The 15,379-nt window shown below is 70.4% G+C and carries 14 protein-coding genes; 3 read left to right on the top strand and 11 right to left on the bottom strand.

Annotated elements, in window-relative coordinates; translation table 11 throughout:
• Window position 1 precedes the first annotated feature (1 nt).
• Window positions 2-784 carry a 5'/3'-nucleotidase SurE gene (surE, locus tag AC6JA9_RS26605; RefSeq protein ID WP_223752015.1) on the bottom strand — a complete coding sequence of 261 codons (783 nt, stop codon included), beginning with the start codon at window positions 782-784 and terminating at the stop codon, window positions 2-4.
• Window positions 785-863: 79 nt separating this feature from the next.
• Here surE and AC6JA9_RS26610 point away from each other — a divergent pair, with 79 nt between their 5' ends.
• Window positions 864-1,931: an ADP-ribosylglycohydrolase family protein gene (locus tag AC6JA9_RS26610; protein ID WP_223752016.1), complete on the top strand. Its 1,068-nt coding sequence runs from the start codon at window positions 864-866 to the stop codon at window positions 1,929-1,931.
• Window positions 1,932-2,050: 119 nt separating this feature from the next.
• Here AC6JA9_RS26610 and AC6JA9_RS26615 read toward each other — a convergent pair whose 3' ends face one another.
• The 4 genes from AC6JA9_RS26615 to AC6JA9_RS26630 form a co-directional block, all read right to left on the bottom strand.
• Window positions 2,051-2,227, bottom strand: a complete 177-nt coding sequence (locus AC6JA9_RS26615) for a hypothetical protein (RefSeq protein ID WP_194869062.1) — start codon at window positions 2,225-2,227, stop codon at window positions 2,051-2,053.
• Between the two features lie 384 nt (window positions 2,228-2,611).
• On the bottom strand, window positions 2,612-3,037 hold the full coding sequence (locus AC6JA9_RS26620; RefSeq protein WP_223752017.1) for a type II toxin-antitoxin system RatA family toxin: 426 nt from the start codon (window positions 3,035-3,037) through the stop codon (window positions 2,612-2,614).
• Window positions 3,038-3,070: 33 nt separating this feature from the next.
• Window positions 3,071-4,039 carry a class II fructose-bisphosphatase gene (gene glpX, locus AC6JA9_RS26625; RefSeq protein ID WP_223785624.1) on the bottom strand — a complete coding sequence of 323 codons (969 nt, stop codon included), beginning with the start codon at window positions 4,037-4,039 and terminating at the stop codon, window positions 3,071-3,073.
• Window positions 4,040-4,052: 13 nt separating this feature from the next.
• Window positions 4,053-4,463, bottom strand: coding sequence for an acyl-CoA thioesterase (locus tag AC6JA9_RS26630; protein ID WP_223752019.1), 411 nt, complete (start codon window positions 4,461-4,463; stop codon window positions 4,053-4,055).
• A gap of 100 nt (window positions 4,464-4,563) precedes the next feature.
• Here AC6JA9_RS26630 and AC6JA9_RS26635 point away from each other — a divergent pair, with 100 nt between their 5' ends.
• Complete coding sequence (locus tag AC6JA9_RS26635; protein WP_497958024.1) at window positions 4,564-6,180, top strand: alkaline phosphatase family protein; 1,617 nt, start codon at window positions 4,564-4,566, stop codon at window positions 6,178-6,180.
• 15 nt (window positions 6,181-6,195) lie between these two features.
• On the opposite strand, the gene AC6JA9_RS26640 is transcribed toward AC6JA9_RS26635, so the two are convergent.
• Complete coding sequence (locus tag AC6JA9_RS26640) at window positions 6,196-6,666, bottom strand: hypothetical protein (protein ID WP_497958025.1); 471 nt, start codon at window positions 6,664-6,666, stop codon at window positions 6,196-6,198.
• 151 nt (window positions 6,667-6,817) lie between these two features.
• Window positions 6,818-7,579 (bottom strand): alpha/beta fold hydrolase, encoded by a 762-nt coding sequence (locus tag AC6JA9_RS26645; RefSeq protein WP_223752022.1) that lies wholly within the window; start codon window positions 7,577-7,579, stop codon window positions 6,818-6,820.
• A 104-nt stretch (window positions 7,580-7,683) separates the two neighbouring features.
• On the opposite strand from AC6JA9_RS26645, the gene AC6JA9_RS26650 reads away from it, so the two are divergent.
• Window positions 7,684-8,388: a helix-turn-helix transcriptional regulator gene (locus AC6JA9_RS26650; protein ID WP_497960763.1), complete on the top strand. Its 705-nt coding sequence runs from the start codon at window positions 7,684-7,686 to the stop codon at window positions 8,386-8,388.
• 3 nt (window positions 8,389-8,391) lie between these two features.
• On the opposite strand, the gene nadC is transcribed toward AC6JA9_RS26650, so the two are convergent.
• The 4 genes from nadC to AC6JA9_RS26670 all read right to left on the bottom strand — a co-directional run bounded on the left by nadC (window position 8,392) and on the right by AC6JA9_RS26670 (window position 15,350).
• Window positions 8,392-9,273 (bottom strand): carboxylating nicotinate-nucleotide diphosphorylase, encoded by an 882-nt coding sequence (nadC, locus tag AC6JA9_RS26655; RefSeq protein WP_174816738.1) that lies wholly within the window; start codon window positions 9,271-9,273, stop codon window positions 8,392-8,394.
• A gap of 11 nt (window positions 9,274-9,284) precedes the next feature.
• Window positions 9,285-13,070 carry a valine--tRNA ligase gene (locus AC6JA9_RS26660; RefSeq protein ID WP_497958026.1) on the bottom strand — a complete coding sequence of 1,262 codons (3,786 nt, stop codon included), beginning with the start codon at window positions 13,068-13,070 and terminating at the stop codon, window positions 9,285-9,287.
• A gap of 63 nt (window positions 13,071-13,133) precedes the next feature.
• On the bottom strand, window positions 13,134-14,417 hold the full coding sequence (locus AC6JA9_RS26665; RefSeq protein ID WP_223752111.1) for a response regulator: 1,284 nt from the start codon (window positions 14,415-14,417) through the stop codon (window positions 13,134-13,136).
• A 117-nt stretch (window positions 14,418-14,534) separates the two neighbouring features.
• Window positions 14,535-15,350 (bottom strand): chemotaxis protein CheW, encoded by an 816-nt coding sequence (locus tag AC6JA9_RS26670; protein ID WP_141323844.1) that lies wholly within the window; start codon window positions 15,348-15,350, stop codon window positions 14,535-14,537.
• Window positions 15,351-15,379 lie beyond the last annotated feature (29 nt).

Raw genomic sequence — 15,379 nt, forward strand, 5'->3', positions numbered from 1 at the left:
GCTAGGCACCATCCGGCTCGTGTCGGGCGAAGCCCTGGAGGTTCCACCCTCCCAGGTCCTCGAGGCGACCATGGTCCGTCAGGTCCAGGTGCAGCGGCGTCACCGACACCCGCTTCGCCAGGTGCACGGCGTTGCAGTCGCTGCCCGGGATGTCCTCGTGCTGATAGTCGCTGCCGCCAATCCAGTAGTACTTCCGGCCGCGAGGGTCCTCCTTCTCCACCACGCCGTAGCCGTACGAGTGGCGCCCCAGCCGCGTGACGCTGTAGCCCTCCGGCTCCACCCCACCCGGGATGTTCACGTTGAGCAGCATCCGCTTGGGCAACGGACGCGACAGCGCCTCCGTCACCAGCGCGCGGGCGAACCGGGCCGCGGGCGCGAAGTCGAACGTGCCCCGCGCCACGAGGCTGAACGCGATGGCGGGCACCCCCAGGAGGGCCCCTTCCATCGCCGCCGCGACCGTCCCCGAGTAGGTGACGTCTTCGGCCAGATTCGAACCGTGGTTGATGCCGGACACCATGAGCGTGGGGCGATCATCCTTCAGGAGATGGACGATGGCCAGATAAGCGCAGTCGGTCGGCGTCCCGTCGATGGCGAACCACCGCTCGCGGACCTCCTTGATGCGCAGGGGCCGGTGCAGGGAGATGGCGTGGGACGCGGCGCTCTGCTCGCGGTCCGGCGCCACCACCCAGACCTCTCCCAGCGGCGTCACCGCCTCCACCAGCGCCTGGAGTCCCTCGGAGAAATAGCCGTCGTCGTTGGATACGAGAATCCGCGGTTTCCGCATGGCCGCGCGGTTGTAGAGGAGCCCTCCGGAGTGGGCAAGCACACTCGGGGACCGCGCTGCTACAGTGTCCACCCGCCGAATGCCGCCGCCCCGTCGCCGCAATGCCCCTCAGGGGCCTGATCCGCTCCTCGCCCAGCGACGCAGGGGCGCCCTGCTGGGGCTCGCCGTGGGCAACGCCCTCGCGGTGCCCACCGCGCACCGGCCCCTCCACGCGCCCGCCTTCCCCACCCTGGCGGACGGCATCTACACCGCGATGTCCGGTGGAGGACCCCAGCAGCTGCGCAAGGGCCAGGTGACGGAGGAGGTCCACCTGGCCTGCGCCCTGGGCCACAGCCTGCGGGACTTCAAGCGCTACGACGCCGCGGATGCCCTGCGCCGCTACCGCGCCTGGCAGCCCCACGCCTTCGACGTCAGCGAACCCCTCAAGGAAGTGTTCGAGGAGTGCCAGTCCGGCCTGCCACCGCTCGGCGCGGGCCGCCGCGTATGGCTCCGGGGCCACCGCAAGGCCGTGGGCGCCGGCAGCCTCGCGCGCGTCGCCCCCCTGGGCGTCTACCTGGCGAGCGACCCGAAGGCCCGCACCCAGGCCTCGCTCGAGGACTCCGCCCTCACCCACTACGACCCACGCTGCCAGCTTGCCTGCGCGAGCCTCACCGCCGCCATCGCCAAGGCCGTCACCAGCGGCGCGGAGCTCAAGCTCGAGGACGTGCTCACCGCGGCGGAGTCCGGCCTGCTGCTCGCCGGCGCGGCGCTCGGCCGCTCCGCGCCCGACTACGTCCAGGAGGTGGCCTTCGCCCAGCAGCTGCTGCGCGAGGACCTGGCGCGCGCCCGGGACGACGACCCGCGCCTGTACGGCCCGGAGCTGCACGTGCACCGCGCCCAGCACGCCATCCACGTCGCCTTCCGGCTGGCCTTCTGGGAGCTCCTGCACGCGCCCACCGCCCAGGCCGCCCTCATCGACGTCATCCACCGGGGCGGAGACACCGAGGTCCACGGCGCCGTCACCGGCGCGCTGGTGGGCGCCTTCCACGGCGAGGAGGCCCTGCCCGCCGAGTGGCGGAAGCACGTGCTGGAGGCCCTCTCCACCCAGAAGGGCCCCCTGTGGGACGTCTACCACCCCCGCCACCTGCTGGGGCTCGCGGCCACCTGAGGGCCGTCCCCGCCCGGGCCCAGGATGCACGAAGCCCGCGGTGGACCGTCCTCATCGGGACGTCCGCCGCGGGCTCCTGGCCACACGACGCGGCCATGGGGCCGCGTGAGGTTGTCTCTTCACGAGAGCATGTCGATGACCACCACGCCCCGCTGGGGCTTCTCTTCCTCGGTCTCCGTCCGCCGCCGAGGGCGGTCGTCCGGCATGGGCAGCGGCAGCTCCACCACGGGCCTGTCGTGGTCCTCGCGGCGGCGCTCGCGGCGCTTGATTTCCTCGATGATGAAGGCGTCGAGCATGGGTCTTCCGTCTCCCCTCAGCCTACGTACCCCGATGTACGCCCGCCGTCCCGCCCGAAAAGCGCTTCGACTTCCACGACACTCAGATGCAAATTAAGAACCCCGGTTCCGCACTGGGTACGCTGCCGCCATCTCGCACGGTTGCTCGTCCGCCATCCGACATCAGGGCCAGGGGAACCGTGGCATAGATGTCATGGACATCCGAAACTTCCGGTCGGGATGGTGTTGATTCTAATGCCCTCACGACGGCCCGCAAGCAGACCCTTCTCGGGCACACGTCGCCCTTCAGGGAGGTCAGCCTCCCTGCTGGAAGGGCTCGCCCGCCTGCCTGCCGCGTGACAGGCGGGGTCAACGTCCGGCAAGGGGTCCGGGTGGACCCCTGACTCAGGGCGACTCCGCGCGCTTCTTGAAGGCGTCCAGCATCTTGGGCAGCGAGGTGTCCACCAGGGCGTTGACGACGGCCTTGGGCACGAGCAGCCCCAGGGCCATCTCCACGTTGTAGGTCGCGCGCGTCTTGCCCTCGCCCTCGGCCTCCAGCAGCCAGCTGCCCTTGTTGTCCTTCATGACCTCGCCCTCGATGAAGGTCCAGGCCATGCGGCGCGGGCGCTCCTCCACCACGCGGATGGAGTAGCGGACGGTCTTCATCACGTCGACCTTGTAGTGGACGTCGACGGTGTCGCCCTTGCGGTTGGCGGTGCGGATCTCCTTCACCTCCGGGAGGAACTCCGGGTAGCGCTCGTACTGCGTGATGACATCGAACACCTTCTCGATGGGGGCGTTGATGACGATGGTCCGCGTGGCGCCAGGCATGGTGTCGGTCTCCGAAAGCGTCGAGGGGTCGGCCTAGATGGAAGCGTATCCCGGCTTCTTGTCGAACTTGTGCAGGGACTGGATGAAGCGCACGGTGCTCGTCTTGCTGCGCATCACCACCGAGTGCGTCTCGCAGCCGCCGCCGAAGAAGCGCACGCCCTTGAGGAAGTCGCCGCTGGTGACACCCGTGGCCGCGAACATCACCTCGCCCCGGGCCAGCTCCTCCGCCGCGTAGATCTTCGCCATGTCGGTGATGCCCATCTTCTTCGCGCGCTCGACTTCGCCCGCGTTGCGGGGCACCAGCCGGCCCTGCATGTCGCCGCCGGTGGCGCGGATGGCCGCCGCCGCGATGACGCCCTCGGGGGCGCCGCCGGTGCCCATCAGCACGTCCACGCCCGTGCCCTCGAAGCACGTGGCGATGGCGCCCGCCACGTCACCGTCCTCGATGAGCCGGATGCGCGCGCCCGCGGCGCGGATCTCCTTGATGAGGTCCTGGTGCCGCTCGCGGTCCAGCACCACCACGGTGAGGTCCGACACGTAGACCTTCATCTTCTCCGCGATGGTGCGCAGGTTCTCCGTGGCGCTCTTGCGCAGGTCGATGGCGCCCCGGGCCCTGGGGCCCACCGCCAGCTTCTCCATGTACGTGTCCGGCGCGTTGAGCAGCCCGCCCTTGCTGGCCATGGCCACCACGGTGATGGAGCCCGGACGGCCGTAGGCGCACAGGTTGGTGCCCTCGAGCGGGTCCAACGCGATGTCCACCGCGGGGTCACCGTCGGCGCGGCGGCCCACCTTCTCGCCGATGTAGAGCATGGGCGCCTCGTCGCGCTCGCCCTCGCCGATGACGATGGTGCCGTCGATGTGCAGCGCGTCGAAGGCGCGGCGCATCGCGTCCACGGCGGCCTGGTCCGACTCGTTCTTGTCCCCACGGCCCATCAGGCGGGCGGAGGCGATGGCCGCCATCTCGGTGACGCGCACCACCTCCATTGCCAGGTTGCGATCCATCTTCTGTGCTCCTTCAAGGTCCTGCGTTCGGATTTTCCAGCAGCCGGGCCACGGACTCCGGCAACCGCGTGGGCTTGCCGTCGCGCCCCACGCACGCGTGGAGGGTACGACCGGTGCACAGCAACGTGCGCGGCTCGCCCTCGCGAAAAAGCTCGTAGGTGAACACGACCGAGGCCCGCCGCAACTCGCTCACGCTCGCGCGGATGACGAGCATGTCGTCATAGCGCGCGGGCGCCTTGTACGCGCAGCTCGCCTCCGCCACGGGCAGCATCAACCCGGAGCCCTCCAGCTCCCGGTAGCTGCCACCGCGCGCGCGGAAGAACTCGCTCCGGGCGAACTCGAAGTAGCGGAAGTAGTTCGCGTAGTACACGACACCCATCTGATCGGTGTCGCCGTAGATGACGCGAAGTCGGGCCTCGACCATGAGGGCGCGGACCGTAGCAGGGGGTGGGCGCCTGCGTCCAAGCCGCGACGTACCTTCTGGATTGCATCCACGCGGCCGGGCAGTGCAGCTTCTCGGACGTATGATTCGCGCCCTCGTCCTGACCGCGGTGCTGGCGTCGCTCCCCGCCGCCGCGCGTCCTCCCCGACTCACCCTGCTCATCACCGTGGACGCGCTCGGCAGCGACGTCCTCTTGCGCAACCGGCCCCGGCTCCAGGGCGGCTTGGGTCAACTGCTCGACAGTGGCGCCTACTTCCCGTACGCGCGCTATGGCTACGCGAAGTGCCGCACGGCGCCGGGCCACACCACGCTGGCCACCGGCGCCAACCCGTGGCGCCACGGCATCGTCGACAACCGCTGGTGGGACCGGGCCTCGGGCAAACGGGTCTATTCGTTCGTGGACCCGGCGCACCCGGTGCTGGAGGCCGCGTCCAAGCCGGGCCAGGACGCGAGCCCCGTCAACCTGATGGCGGAGACGCTGGCGGACCGGCTGCGCATGGCCACGCAGCAGCGCGGCAAGGCGGTGTCGATGTCGCTCAAGTCCCGCTCGGCCATCGCCATGGCGGGCCGGCTGGGTCAGGCGTGGTGGTTCGACGAGGACAGCGGCAAGTTCGTCACCGGCACCTGGTACGCGAAGGAGTTCCCCCAGTGGCTCCAGCAGTTCAACGCGCGCAAGCTTCCGGACCGGTCCTTCGGCAAGACATGGGAGCTGTCGCGTCCGCGCGCCGAGTACGTGGGCGAGGATGACCTGCCCCACGAGGCGGACTCGTACGGCCTGGGCCGCGTGTTCCCCCACCCGCTCACGGGAGGGTTGAAGGCGCCGGGGACGGACTTCTACAAGGCGTTCGGCGTATCCCCGGACTCGCACGAGTTCCTCGTGGAGGCGGCCAAGGCGGCCATCGCCGGCGAGGGACTGGGCAAGGACGCGGTGCCGGACCTGCTCATGGTGAGCTTCAGCGGCACGGACAACGTGTTCCATGAGTACGGCCCGTACTCGTGGGAGATGCAGGACACGGTGCTGCGGTTGGACAAGGCCCTGGGGGAGCTCATCTCCGCGGCCGAGCGCGCGGCGGGCGGTCGCGCCAACCTGAGCATCGCGCTGGTGGCGGACCACGGCGGAGCGGCGGCGCCCGAGGAGTGGTCCGCGGCGGGACTGCCCGCGCAGCGGATGCACCCGAAGGCCATCAGCGAGGGAATCACGGCGATGGTGAAGGAGCGCTTCGGGCCGGACGTCACCGTGGCGATGGAGGAGCTGGACGTGTACCTGGGGGGCCCCGCGCTGACGTCGGGCAAGGTGGATGGAGCCCAGGTGCGGCGCGCGGTGGTGGACTGGCTGAAGAAGCAGCCCATCGTGGTGGCGGCGGTGACGCGCGAGGAGCTGTTCTCCGCGCCGGACCCGGCGGGCCACCTGGCCACGCTGCGCAAGGGCTACTACCCGGAGCGCAGCGGCGACGTGCTCTACATGCTGGCCCCCTTCCAGGTCGTCTATTACGACGCGCAGGGCAGCACGCACGGCTCGCCGTACTCGTACGACTCGCAGGTGCCCGTGGTGTTCGCGGGCAAGGGCGTCAAGCCGGGCACGTACATGACGGAGCTGGACCCGGTGGACGTGGCGCCCACGCTCGCGGCGCTGATGGAGATGGGCATGCCCGCGTCGACAGAGGGCAAGCCCCGAGCGGAGATCCTCACCGGCAAGTGACGCGAGTCCCCGGTCCTAGGGGGTCTTCGCGATGAGCATCTGGACGGCGTCGAGCTCCGCCTCCACCGACTGACGCTGGGTGGAGAGCTGCTGCAACTGGAGCTCGAACGCCTTGTCCACCTGCTGGATGTTCGCGATGCGCGACTCCAGCGTCCGTCCCTCGCGCGAGCCAGGCGGGTGCTTCGCCGCCAGGTTGGACAAAACGCCAATCAGGTGGCTGAGCTGGTTGCGCGACTGGAGGATGTGCTGGGCCTGGAGCTCCAGCTCGGACTTCTTCGTGGTCAGCACCGACAGTCGCGCCTGCGAGGCCGCGAAGCCGGTGCGGGGCACGCTGGCCGTGGGCTGGAACGCGTCCTTGGGAGACGCGCTGGCCCTCCCCGGTGTCGGCGCCAGGGGCTTCGGGTCAGGCGGACGTGCGGGGACGGACGCCTTCGGCGGAATGTCCGGCAGCCCTCGGGCCCCGGGCTTCTTGGGAAACTTGATCATGGTCGGCTGGGGGATGACGGCGCGACGCTGGCCCTACGCTTCGAATCTTCACATCACGACATTTCCCGGCAACGCCCGCACACCACGAATGCCCACCACGCGACACCCTCGCCGCCCTTCGGAACGAGGATGAGGCCGACGCGTCCGTGGATCAACTTGTGGTCGCGAGGAACCGATCCAGGACGCCATTCACCCACACAGGCGCATCGAGCTGGAGCCAGTGTCCGGTGACGGGTTCCACCTTCAGGCACGGCAGCTCGGACACCACGTGCTGGTACGCGTCCGGGCCCTGGTTGTGCGCCGTCACCACGGACAGCTTGGGCCCGGGGTAGGCCCGCAGCGCCGTCACCGGGTCGAACGTCAGCAGCGCGCCCAGTCCGGAGCGCACCGCGCGCCGCGGGGTTGCGCGCAGGCCCGCGAGCACCTGCGCCCGGACCTCCTCGCTGGACGGCGCGAGCATCGGCGCCCAGTACTCCTCCACGACGGCCAGCCACGCGTCCGAGCCCAGCACCGCCATCAACCCCTGGGCCTGCTCGGCGGGAATCTGGCGACCGTCGGAGGCGGGGTCCAACAGCAGCAAGCCCGCCACGCGCGAGGGGTTCGCCGCCGCGTACGCCGCACACACCGCTCCGCCCAGGCTGTGTCCCACGAGCACGAACCGCTCCAGCTTCAACCCATCCACCACCGCGGCCACATCCGAGGCGAAGTCCTCGACGGTGGCATCCGCGGCCTGCGTGAGCTCGGACTGGCCGTGGCCGCGCAGGTCCAACGCGAGCGCGCGACGCGACGTGCGCAGGTGCTCCAGCTGCGCGCGCCAGTGCTTCGTGCTCCCGGCGCTCGAGTGGACGAACACCACCGGAAGCCCACCCACGCCACCATCATCCACGTACAGCTCACCCGCCGTGCCCTTCATGACGACCTCCAGGAATCGAGAGCGCGTCCAGCCGCGCCATGAATCCTTGAGTACGCCCCATCCCTGTCAGAATCTGTCACCAAATGACACGAGTCAGCCGAGTGATGCGTCTGGTGGACTTCCTGCGGGGGCGCGAGGCCACCACCGTGGGGGAGATTGCCTCGGCCCTGGAGGTGAGCGAGCGCACCGTCCACCGGGACCTCGCGACGCTGCGTGAGCAGGGCCTGCCCATCGCCAGCGACACGGGCCCGGGAGGTGGCGTGCGCCTGGAAAGGGACAGGGGCGTCACCGCCGTCCACCTGTCCGTGGAGGAGGTCGTCTCGCTGTGGCTGATGGCGAGCCTGTCCTCGACGGGGAGCGCGCTGCCGTGGGGGGACGCGGCGCGCTCGGGGCTCGACAAGCTCTTCGCCAGCGTGCCGAAGGAGCGCGCACGCGGCATGCGCGAGCTCTGCCGGCGCGTGGTGGTGGGGAAGCCCGCGACGGAGCGGGTGCTGGCGGAGCTGGGGACTCCGCCCCGGGAGCTGCTCGCCGTGTTCGAGCAGGCCTTCCGTGAGCAGGTGTGCCTGTCCTTCGACTACGTGGACCGGCATGGGAAGAAGAGCCGCCGGTGCGTCGAGCCGCACGGGCTGCTCGTCGAGGCGCCCGTCTGGTACGTGCTCGCGCGCGACGTGGAGAAGTCCGCGGCGCGGATGTTCCGGATGGACCGCATCCAGCGGCCCCGCCGCGTGCCCGGGCGCCACTTCACACCCGACATGGAGGGGTTGCGGGCCCAGGCCCTCGCCCAGAAAGGCAAGGGCCCGGAGCAGTGACGCTCAGCCCTGAGTGGGCGTCGCGCGCGGACGACGCGGCTTCTTGGTGCTGGTGATCTCCAGCGACAGGTCCATGGCCCGCGCCGAGTGCGTCAGCGCGCCCATGGAGACGAAGTCCACGCCCATCTTCGCCAGCCGGGGCAGCCGGTCCAGCGTGACGCCGCCGGAGACCTCGAGAGGCACGCGGCCCCCCGCGAGCTTCACGGCCTCGCGAATCTGCGCGTCGTCCATGTTGTCGAGCATCACCACGTCCGCCCCACCCTCCAGGGCCTCCGCGAGCTGCTTGAGGTTGGTGACCTCGATTTCAATCTTGCACAGCCGCGGGCCATTGGCCTTGGCGCGCTTGAGCGCCTCGGAGATGGAGCCGCCCACCGCCGCGATGTGGTTGTCCTTGATGAGGACGCCATCGAAGAGGCCGAAGCGGTGGTTGGTGGCGCCGCCCATGCGGACGGCGTCCTTGGCCAGCACGCGCATGCCCGGCGGCGTCTTGCGCGTGTCCAGCACCTGCATCTTCGAGCCACGCACCGACGTCATCGCCTGCTGAGCCAGGGTGGCGATGCCGGCGGCGCGCTGCACGAGGTTGAGCGCGGTGCGCTCGGCGGCGAGCAGGGAGCGCAGCCGCCCGTGACATCGGGCGGCCACGACCTTGGGTTTGATCTCCTGGCCGTCCTGGCGGACCAGCTCCACCTCGACGTCCGGGTCGACCTTGTGAAAGACGCGCGTGAAGGCCTCCAGCCCCGCGAGGACCAACTGCTCCTTGGCGACCAGCTCAGCGCTTCCCTCCGCGTCGGGAGGGATGAGCGCTTGCGAGGTGACGTCTCCCGCCGCCCCCAGGTCTTCGTCGAGGGCGAGGTCGATGAGCCGATCCAGGTAATCCTGCTGCACGTCTCCTCCTGCTACCGCCGGGCCTTCGCCCGTGCCGAGGGCTTCGCCCGGGTGACCTTCTTGGCCGCCGCCTTCCGGGCGGAAGCCTTCTTCGCGGTGGCCTTGCCACCCGTCTTCTTGCCCGCCGACTTCGCGGAAGCCTTCTTCGTGGCGCCCTTCTTCGCGGCGGCCTTGCCCGCGGCCTTCTTCGTGGCGCCCTTCTTCGCGGCGGCCTTGCCCGCGGCCTTCTTCGTGGCGCCCTTCTTCGCGGCGGCCTTGCCCGCGGCCTTCTTCGTGGCGCCCTTCTTCGCGGCGGCCTTGCCCGTGGACTTCGCGCCAGCCTTCTTGGCCGGGGCCTTGCCCGCCGACTTCGCGCCGGCCTTCTTCGCCAGAGCCGAGTCCGCGGGCTTCGCGGGAGCCTTCTTCGTCGGGGCCTTCACCTCGAACTCCACGCCCGGAGGCGCCACGTCCGCGCCGGCCTTCTTCGCCGACACCCCACCCGGAGGCGTGGGCTTGGGCGCGGCGGGCTTCTTCGCCGGAGCCGCCTTGGCGACAGGGGTCGGAGCCTCCGTCGGAGGCGGGAACGTCGTCGCGCTGGGAGCCCCGTCGTCGGCCTGCGCCTTGGCCTTCTTGGGCTTCTTCTCGGCCTTGGGAGCATCGGCGGGAGCCTCGCGGCCATCGCCGCCCTCCTTCGCCTTGCCGAACTCACGCATCGCGTCGTCCACGAGCCCCATGCTCATGTACGCGACGCCCAGGTCGTGGTGGTCGGAGGGAGACAACCCCTCCTTCGTCCCCTCGCGCAGCTTCGCGAGCGCGTCCTGGACCTGGGGGTCCGTCTGGGGCACCTGGCCCTCGTCCCCTCCCATCTCACCCTTCAGCTCCTGGCCCAGGTCGACGCCGCCCGTCTCTTGCTTCGACGGGGCGACCTTCACCTGGGCCGGCTCGGAGGGGGAGGCACTCTCCTCGTCAGGACGCGTGGTGCTCTCGGACGGCAGGTTCTCGGGCATGGAGGGCTCCGGGGCAATCCGCTGCAGGTGATCTTCGAGCTTGGCCTTGCGCTCCTTCAACTCCTCCACGCGGGCGCGATCTTTCTCCACCACGTCCGGAGGCGCCTTGGCCACGAAGTTGGGGTTGTCGAGCTTGCGCAGGACGCTGGCCGCTTCCTGCTCGGCGCGGGCGATCTCCTTGCGCAGCCGGTCCCGCTCCGCGTCCAGGTCGATGAGCCCGGCCAGCGGAACGTAGATCTCCAGGTTCGTCGCCACGAAGGCCGCCGCCTGGGGAGGCTTGGCGCCCGGCGGGCCCACCTGGACGTCGGACAGGCCGGCCAGGGGCAGCAGGTAGCCTCGCCACCGCTCGAGCAGCTCGCGCGTGCGCGCATCCGGGCTCTGCACCACGGCCTTCAGCTTGGTGGCCGGCGACAGGTTGCTCTCACCGCGGATGGTGCGCAGACCCTCGATGGCCGCGATGACCGGCGCCATCTCCGACTCGGCCGCCTCGTCCACCAGCGCCGCGTCCGGCTCCGGGTAGGAGGCGATCATGATGCTCTCCGTCGGCCGGGACATCGGCAGCTTCTGCCAGATCTCCTCGGTGATGAAGGGCATGAACGGGTGCATCAGCCGCAGCACGCGGTCCAACGCATACACCAGCACCGCCCGCGTGGTGTCCTTCGCCGTCGCGTCGTCGCCGTACAGCGACGGCTTCGACAGCTCGATGTACCAGTCGCACAGCTCCGCCCAGAGGAACTGGTAGAGCGTGGAGGCGGCCTCCGCGAAGCCGTAGACCTCCAGCGACGCGCGGGCCTCCGTCGTCGCCCGCTGCAGGCGCGAGAGGATCCACCGGTCCGCCAGCGTCAGCGGCAGCTCCTTCGGCGAGCGGCCGTCGTACTGGTACCCGCCGCCCATGTTCATCAGGGCGAAGCGGCTGGCGTTCCACAGCTTGTTGCAGAACGCCTTGTAGCCGGCGAGCCGGTCCATCGACAGCTTGATGTCGCGGCCCTGCTGGGTGAGCGAGGCGAGCGTGAAGCGCAGCGCGTCCGCGCCGAACGCGGGCATGCCCTGCGGGAACTTGTTCTTCAGCGTCGCGTTGAGCTGCTCGGGCTTGGCGCCGAGGATGACGTCCAGGGGATCGATGACGTTCCCCTTCGTCTTGGACATCTTCTCGCCCTTCTCGTCGCGCACCATCGCGTGCAGGTACACGGTGCGGAAGGGCACATCGCCCATGAAGTGCAGGCCCATCATCATCATCCGGGCGACCCAGAAGAAGATGATGTCGTGGCCCGTCTCCATGACGGACGTCGGGTAGAAGGTCTTCAGCTCCGCCGTGTCACGCGGCCAGCCCAGCGTGGAGAAGGGCCAGAGCGCGGACGAGAACCAGGTGTCCAGCACGTCCGGGTCCTGGATGAAGCTCTTGCCGCCGCACTTGGGGCAAGCCTCGGGCGCGGTGCGCGCGACGATGGGCTCCGCGCGAGCGAAGTCCACGCCGCCCACCTTCACCGTCGGCGCATCCAGCGGGAGGTCGGTGTCGTCACCCTGACGAGGGCTGCACGACGTGCAGTAGTACGCGGGAATCTGGTGGCCCCACCACAGCTGGCGGCTGACGCACCAGTCGTGGATGTTGCGCATCCAGTGGAAGTACGTGTTCGTCCACGACTCGGGGACGAACTTCGTGCGGCCCTGCTCCACCGCCTCGATGGCCGGGCGCGCCAGCGGCTCGATCTTCACGAACCACTGCGGCGACAGGCGCGGCTCCACCACGGTGGTGCAGCGCTGGCAGGTGCCGACGTTCAGCTTGTGCGGCTCCTCCTTCTCCAGGAGCCCCTGCTCCTGCAGGTCCGCGAGCACCGCCTTGCGCGCCTCGAAGCGGTCCATGCCGGCGTACTTGCCGGTGTCCTTCGTCATCCGCGCCGACTCGTCCAGGATGGACAGCATCGGCAGCTTGTGCCGCAGGCCCGTCTGGTAGTCGTTGAAGTCATGCGCGGGCGTGACCTTCACCACGCCGGTGCCAAACTTCGGGTCCACCAGCTCCGCGTCCGCGACGATGGGAATCTCGCGGCCCGTCAACGGCAGCACCACCTGCTGGCCGGCGAGCCCCAGGTAGCGCTCGTCCTCCGGGTGGATGGCCACGGCCGTGTCGCCCAGCATCGTCTCCGGGCGCGTCGTCGCCACGGTGAGCGTGCGCTCGCTGTCCTTGATGGGATAGCGGATGTGCCAGATGGAGCCGTTCTTCTCCTCGTGCTCGACCTCCAGGTCGCTCAGCGCCGTGCGGCACGAGGGACACCAGTTGATGAGCTTCTGGGCCCGGTACATCAGGCCCTCTTCGTACAGGCGGACGAAGACCTCGCGCACCGCAGCCGACGACTGGTCGTCCATGGTGAAGCGCTCGCGGCTCCAGTCCAGCGACGCGCCCAGGAAGCGGTGCTGCTCGCCGATGCGGGCGCCGTACTTGCCCTTCCACGTCCAGACGCGCTCCAGGAACTTCTCGCGACCCAGGTCGTGGCGGCTCTTGCCCTCGGTCTTCTTGAGCTCCTTCTCCACCACCATCTGCGTGGCGATGCCGGCGTGGTCCGTGCCCGGCAGCCAGAGCGCGTTGAAGCCGCTCATCCGCTTCCAGCGCGTGAGGATGTCCTGGATGGTCGCGGTGAGCGCGTGGCCGATGTGCAGGCTGCCCGTGACGTTGGGCGGAGGCAGGACGATGGAGAAGGCGGGCTTGTCGGAGGTCGCCGCGGCGCGGAAGTAGTCGCGCTCGAGCCAGAAGGCATAGAGGCGAGCCTCGACCTCGGTGGGCTCGTAGGCCTTGGACAGTTCGGTCGTGTCGGTCATTGAAGACGGCCAGCCCCCCTGAGGAGGGCCGGCAAAGGTCAAGGGGTTACGGCGCGGGGCGCCTCAGTGCTGGGTCTCTCGGTCCTTGATGAGCCGCTCGAGCTCCTCACGGATGATGGTCTCCGCCAGCTGCGGTACGACCTCCCAGGCAATCTTCTCGATGACCTCGCGCGACGCCTTGGACAGCGCCTCGCGAAGCAGGGCCTCGCCCCCATCCGACGACGTCGGGCGCGCCGTGGCGGCCGGACGGGCCGCCGGAGCGGGCGCCGTCGGCGGGCCACCGATGTCGAGGGAGATCTCCTCGGCGCCGCTGGTGTCCGGCAGCGAGTCCTCGATGCTGATGGCCGGCTGGGCAGCCACCGGCGCCGCCGGAGCCCCCAGGCCGAATGGATCCCGGTTGCGAGCCGCCGGCTGCGTCGCCCCACCACCCGCGATGGGAGGCAGCGGCGTGGCACCCGGCGGACGGGGCAGCCCACCCGGCATGCCCGGCCCGGGAGCGCCCGGACGACCGGCCATGCCCGGAGCACCAGGCCCCGGAGGCATCCCCGGACGCGGCGGCATGCCCGGCGCGGGAGCCCCCGGCGGAGGCGGGACACCCGGACGACCCACGGCGCCCGGCGGCATGCCCGGCCCCGGAGGACGCGGAGCGCCAGGGCCCGGCGGCATCCCGGGGCCAGGAGGACGCGCCATGCCCGGCCCCGGCGGCATGCCCGGACCCGGAGGACGCGGAGCGCCAGGACCCGGCGGCATGCCAGGGCCAGGAGGACGCGCCATGCCCGGCGGCATGCCCGGACCCGGAGGACGCGGAGCGCCAGGGCCCGGCGGCATCCCGGGGCCAGGAGGACGCGCACCCGGCGCCGGCGGCACGCCCGGACGGGCGGCCACGGGAGGCGCGGCGGCGGGGGCCGGCTGCGGCGCGACGGGCGTGGCGGAGGGACGAATCACCTGCGTGGCGACGGAGGCCGGCAGGGTGTTGGACTTCTGGCCGACCAGCGCCTTCACCTTGTCGAGCAGCACCTGGCTCTCGAAGGGCTTGGTGATGTGGTCGTCAGCGCGGGCCGCGCGGGCGCGGTTCTCGTCGAAGGCCTCGAAGGTGCCCGCCAGCAGCATCACCGGGATGCCCTGCGTGGCCGGGTCGTTCTTCAGCGCCTCGCAGACCTCGTAGCCGCTCTTGCCCGGCATCATCACGTCGGCCAGGACGACGTCCGGACGCAGCTCGCGGCTGCGCGAGATGGCGTCCAGCCCGTTGTCGACCGCGGTCACCTGAAAGTCCTCGGTCGCGAAGATCATGCCGATCACCTTGCGGATGGTGAGCGAGTCATCGGCGACCAGCAGATTCTTGGGCATCGGTATCGGGCCTCGGGGGCGTCGGACCCCCTGAATTCGTTGAGGAATCCGGCCGTGAAAACCTGCTTCACGGCACGGTATCAAGCCTGGCAGCTTACGGTTCGCGCTCCGGGACGATCAAGAAAACATGCGCTGCAGGTCGAGGAACAGCACCGGCTCCGCCAACCCGGGCACCCGGAAGGTCCCCGCCGTCTCGTCCGGCTCGAAGCGCTGCAGCACTCCGAGCACCCGCGTGGCCGTCAGCCCCACGTGACGTCCCGCCAGCTCCGCCAGGAGGAAGAACGGCTCCGGCGCGGGGGGCGTGCCGAGCAGTGCCGGAACCGAACAGATGGGCCACAGGACCTGGGCATGCGGGAAGATACCGGCGACCGGCCCGCTCTGCACGGGCAGGACGCTGAAAGCCTCGCCCCGCTCCACCACCTGGGACACGAAGGCCAGGGGGACGCCGAACAGCCGCCCCTGTGACTCGAAGACCAGCGCCCGCTCGGGCACGGACTCGGCCCAGTGCACGGGGCGCGGGGGAGCAGGCGTCGCGCGGGGGCCCACCCGGTGCGGCAGCGCCTCCGCGATGAGCTCCAGGTACAGCCGGTCCTTGTGCAGCACCGCCCCCCGGCTCAACGGCGCCAGCGAGTCCGCCAGCCCCGGCGGCAACAGGAAGAACGGCGCGCGCGCCACGTCCGCCACCTCCACCACGGAGCGCACTCGCACCGCGAGCGTGGGGCTCACATCCAGCACCACCACCATGCCCGCGTCCGGCTCCGGCGCGCCGCCGAGCAGCGCCGCAAGGTCCTTCACTTCCAGCACGCCTCGCAGGTTGCTGCCATTGCCACCGGGCATCGCCACTTCCATGACGGATGTGGCTTCCACGGCATAGCGGGTCTCCCCGGCTTCGACGAGCAAGCAGAGACGGCGACCGCTTTCGAAGGGCGACACGGGGCGCGACCCTAGCAGCGTTCCATGGG

The sequence above is a fragment of the Myxococcus sp. MH1 genome, from assembly GCF_059738865.1.

Bases quoted from the DNA above. Each gene is read 5' to 3' on its own strand.
- AC6JA9_RS26610 (WP_223752016.1), top strand. From the start codon at position 864: ATGCCGCCGCCCCGTCGCCGCAATGCCCCTCAGGGGCCTGATCCGCTC.
- AC6JA9_RS26660 (WP_497958026.1), bottom strand. From the start codon at position 13,070: ATGACCGACACGACCGAACTGTCCAAGGCCTACGAGCCCACCGAGGTC.
- AC6JA9_RS26650 (WP_497960763.1), top strand. From the start codon at position 7,684: ATGCGTCTGGTGGACTTCCTGCGGGGGCGCGAGGCCACCACCGTGGGG.
- AC6JA9_RS26635 (WP_497958024.1), top strand. From the start codon at position 4,564: ATGATTCGCGCCCTCGTCCTGACCGCGGTGCTGGCGTCGCTCCCCGCC.
- AC6JA9_RS26615 (WP_194869062.1), bottom strand. From the start codon at position 2,227: ATGCTCGACGCCTTCATCATCGAGGAAATCAAGCGCCGCGAGCGCCGC.
- glpX (WP_223785624.1), bottom strand. From the start codon at position 4,039: ATGGATCGCAACCTGGCAATGGAGGTGGTGCGCGTCACCGAGATGGCG.
- AC6JA9_RS26665 (WP_223752111.1), bottom strand. From the start codon at position 14,417: ATGCCCAAGAATCTGCTGGTCGCCGATGACTCGCTCACCATCCGCAAG.
- AC6JA9_RS26630 (WP_223752019.1), bottom strand. From the start codon at position 4,463: ATGGTCGAGGCCCGACTTCGCGTCATCTACGGCGACACCGATCAGATG.
- AC6JA9_RS26645 (WP_223752022.1), bottom strand. From the start codon at position 7,579: ATGAAGGGCACGGCGGGTGAGCTGTACGTGGATGATGGTGGCGTGGGT.
- AC6JA9_RS26620 (WP_223752017.1), bottom strand. From the start codon at position 3,037: ATGCCTGGCGCCACGCGGACCATCGTCATCAACGCCCCCATCGAGAAG.
- AC6JA9_RS26640 (WP_497958025.1), bottom strand. From the start codon at position 6,666: ATGATCAAGTTTCCCAAGAAGCCCGGGGCCCGAGGGCTGCCGGACATT.
- surE (WP_223752015.1), bottom strand. From the start codon at position 784: ATGCGGAAACCGCGGATTCTCGTATCCAACGACGACGGCTATTTCTCC.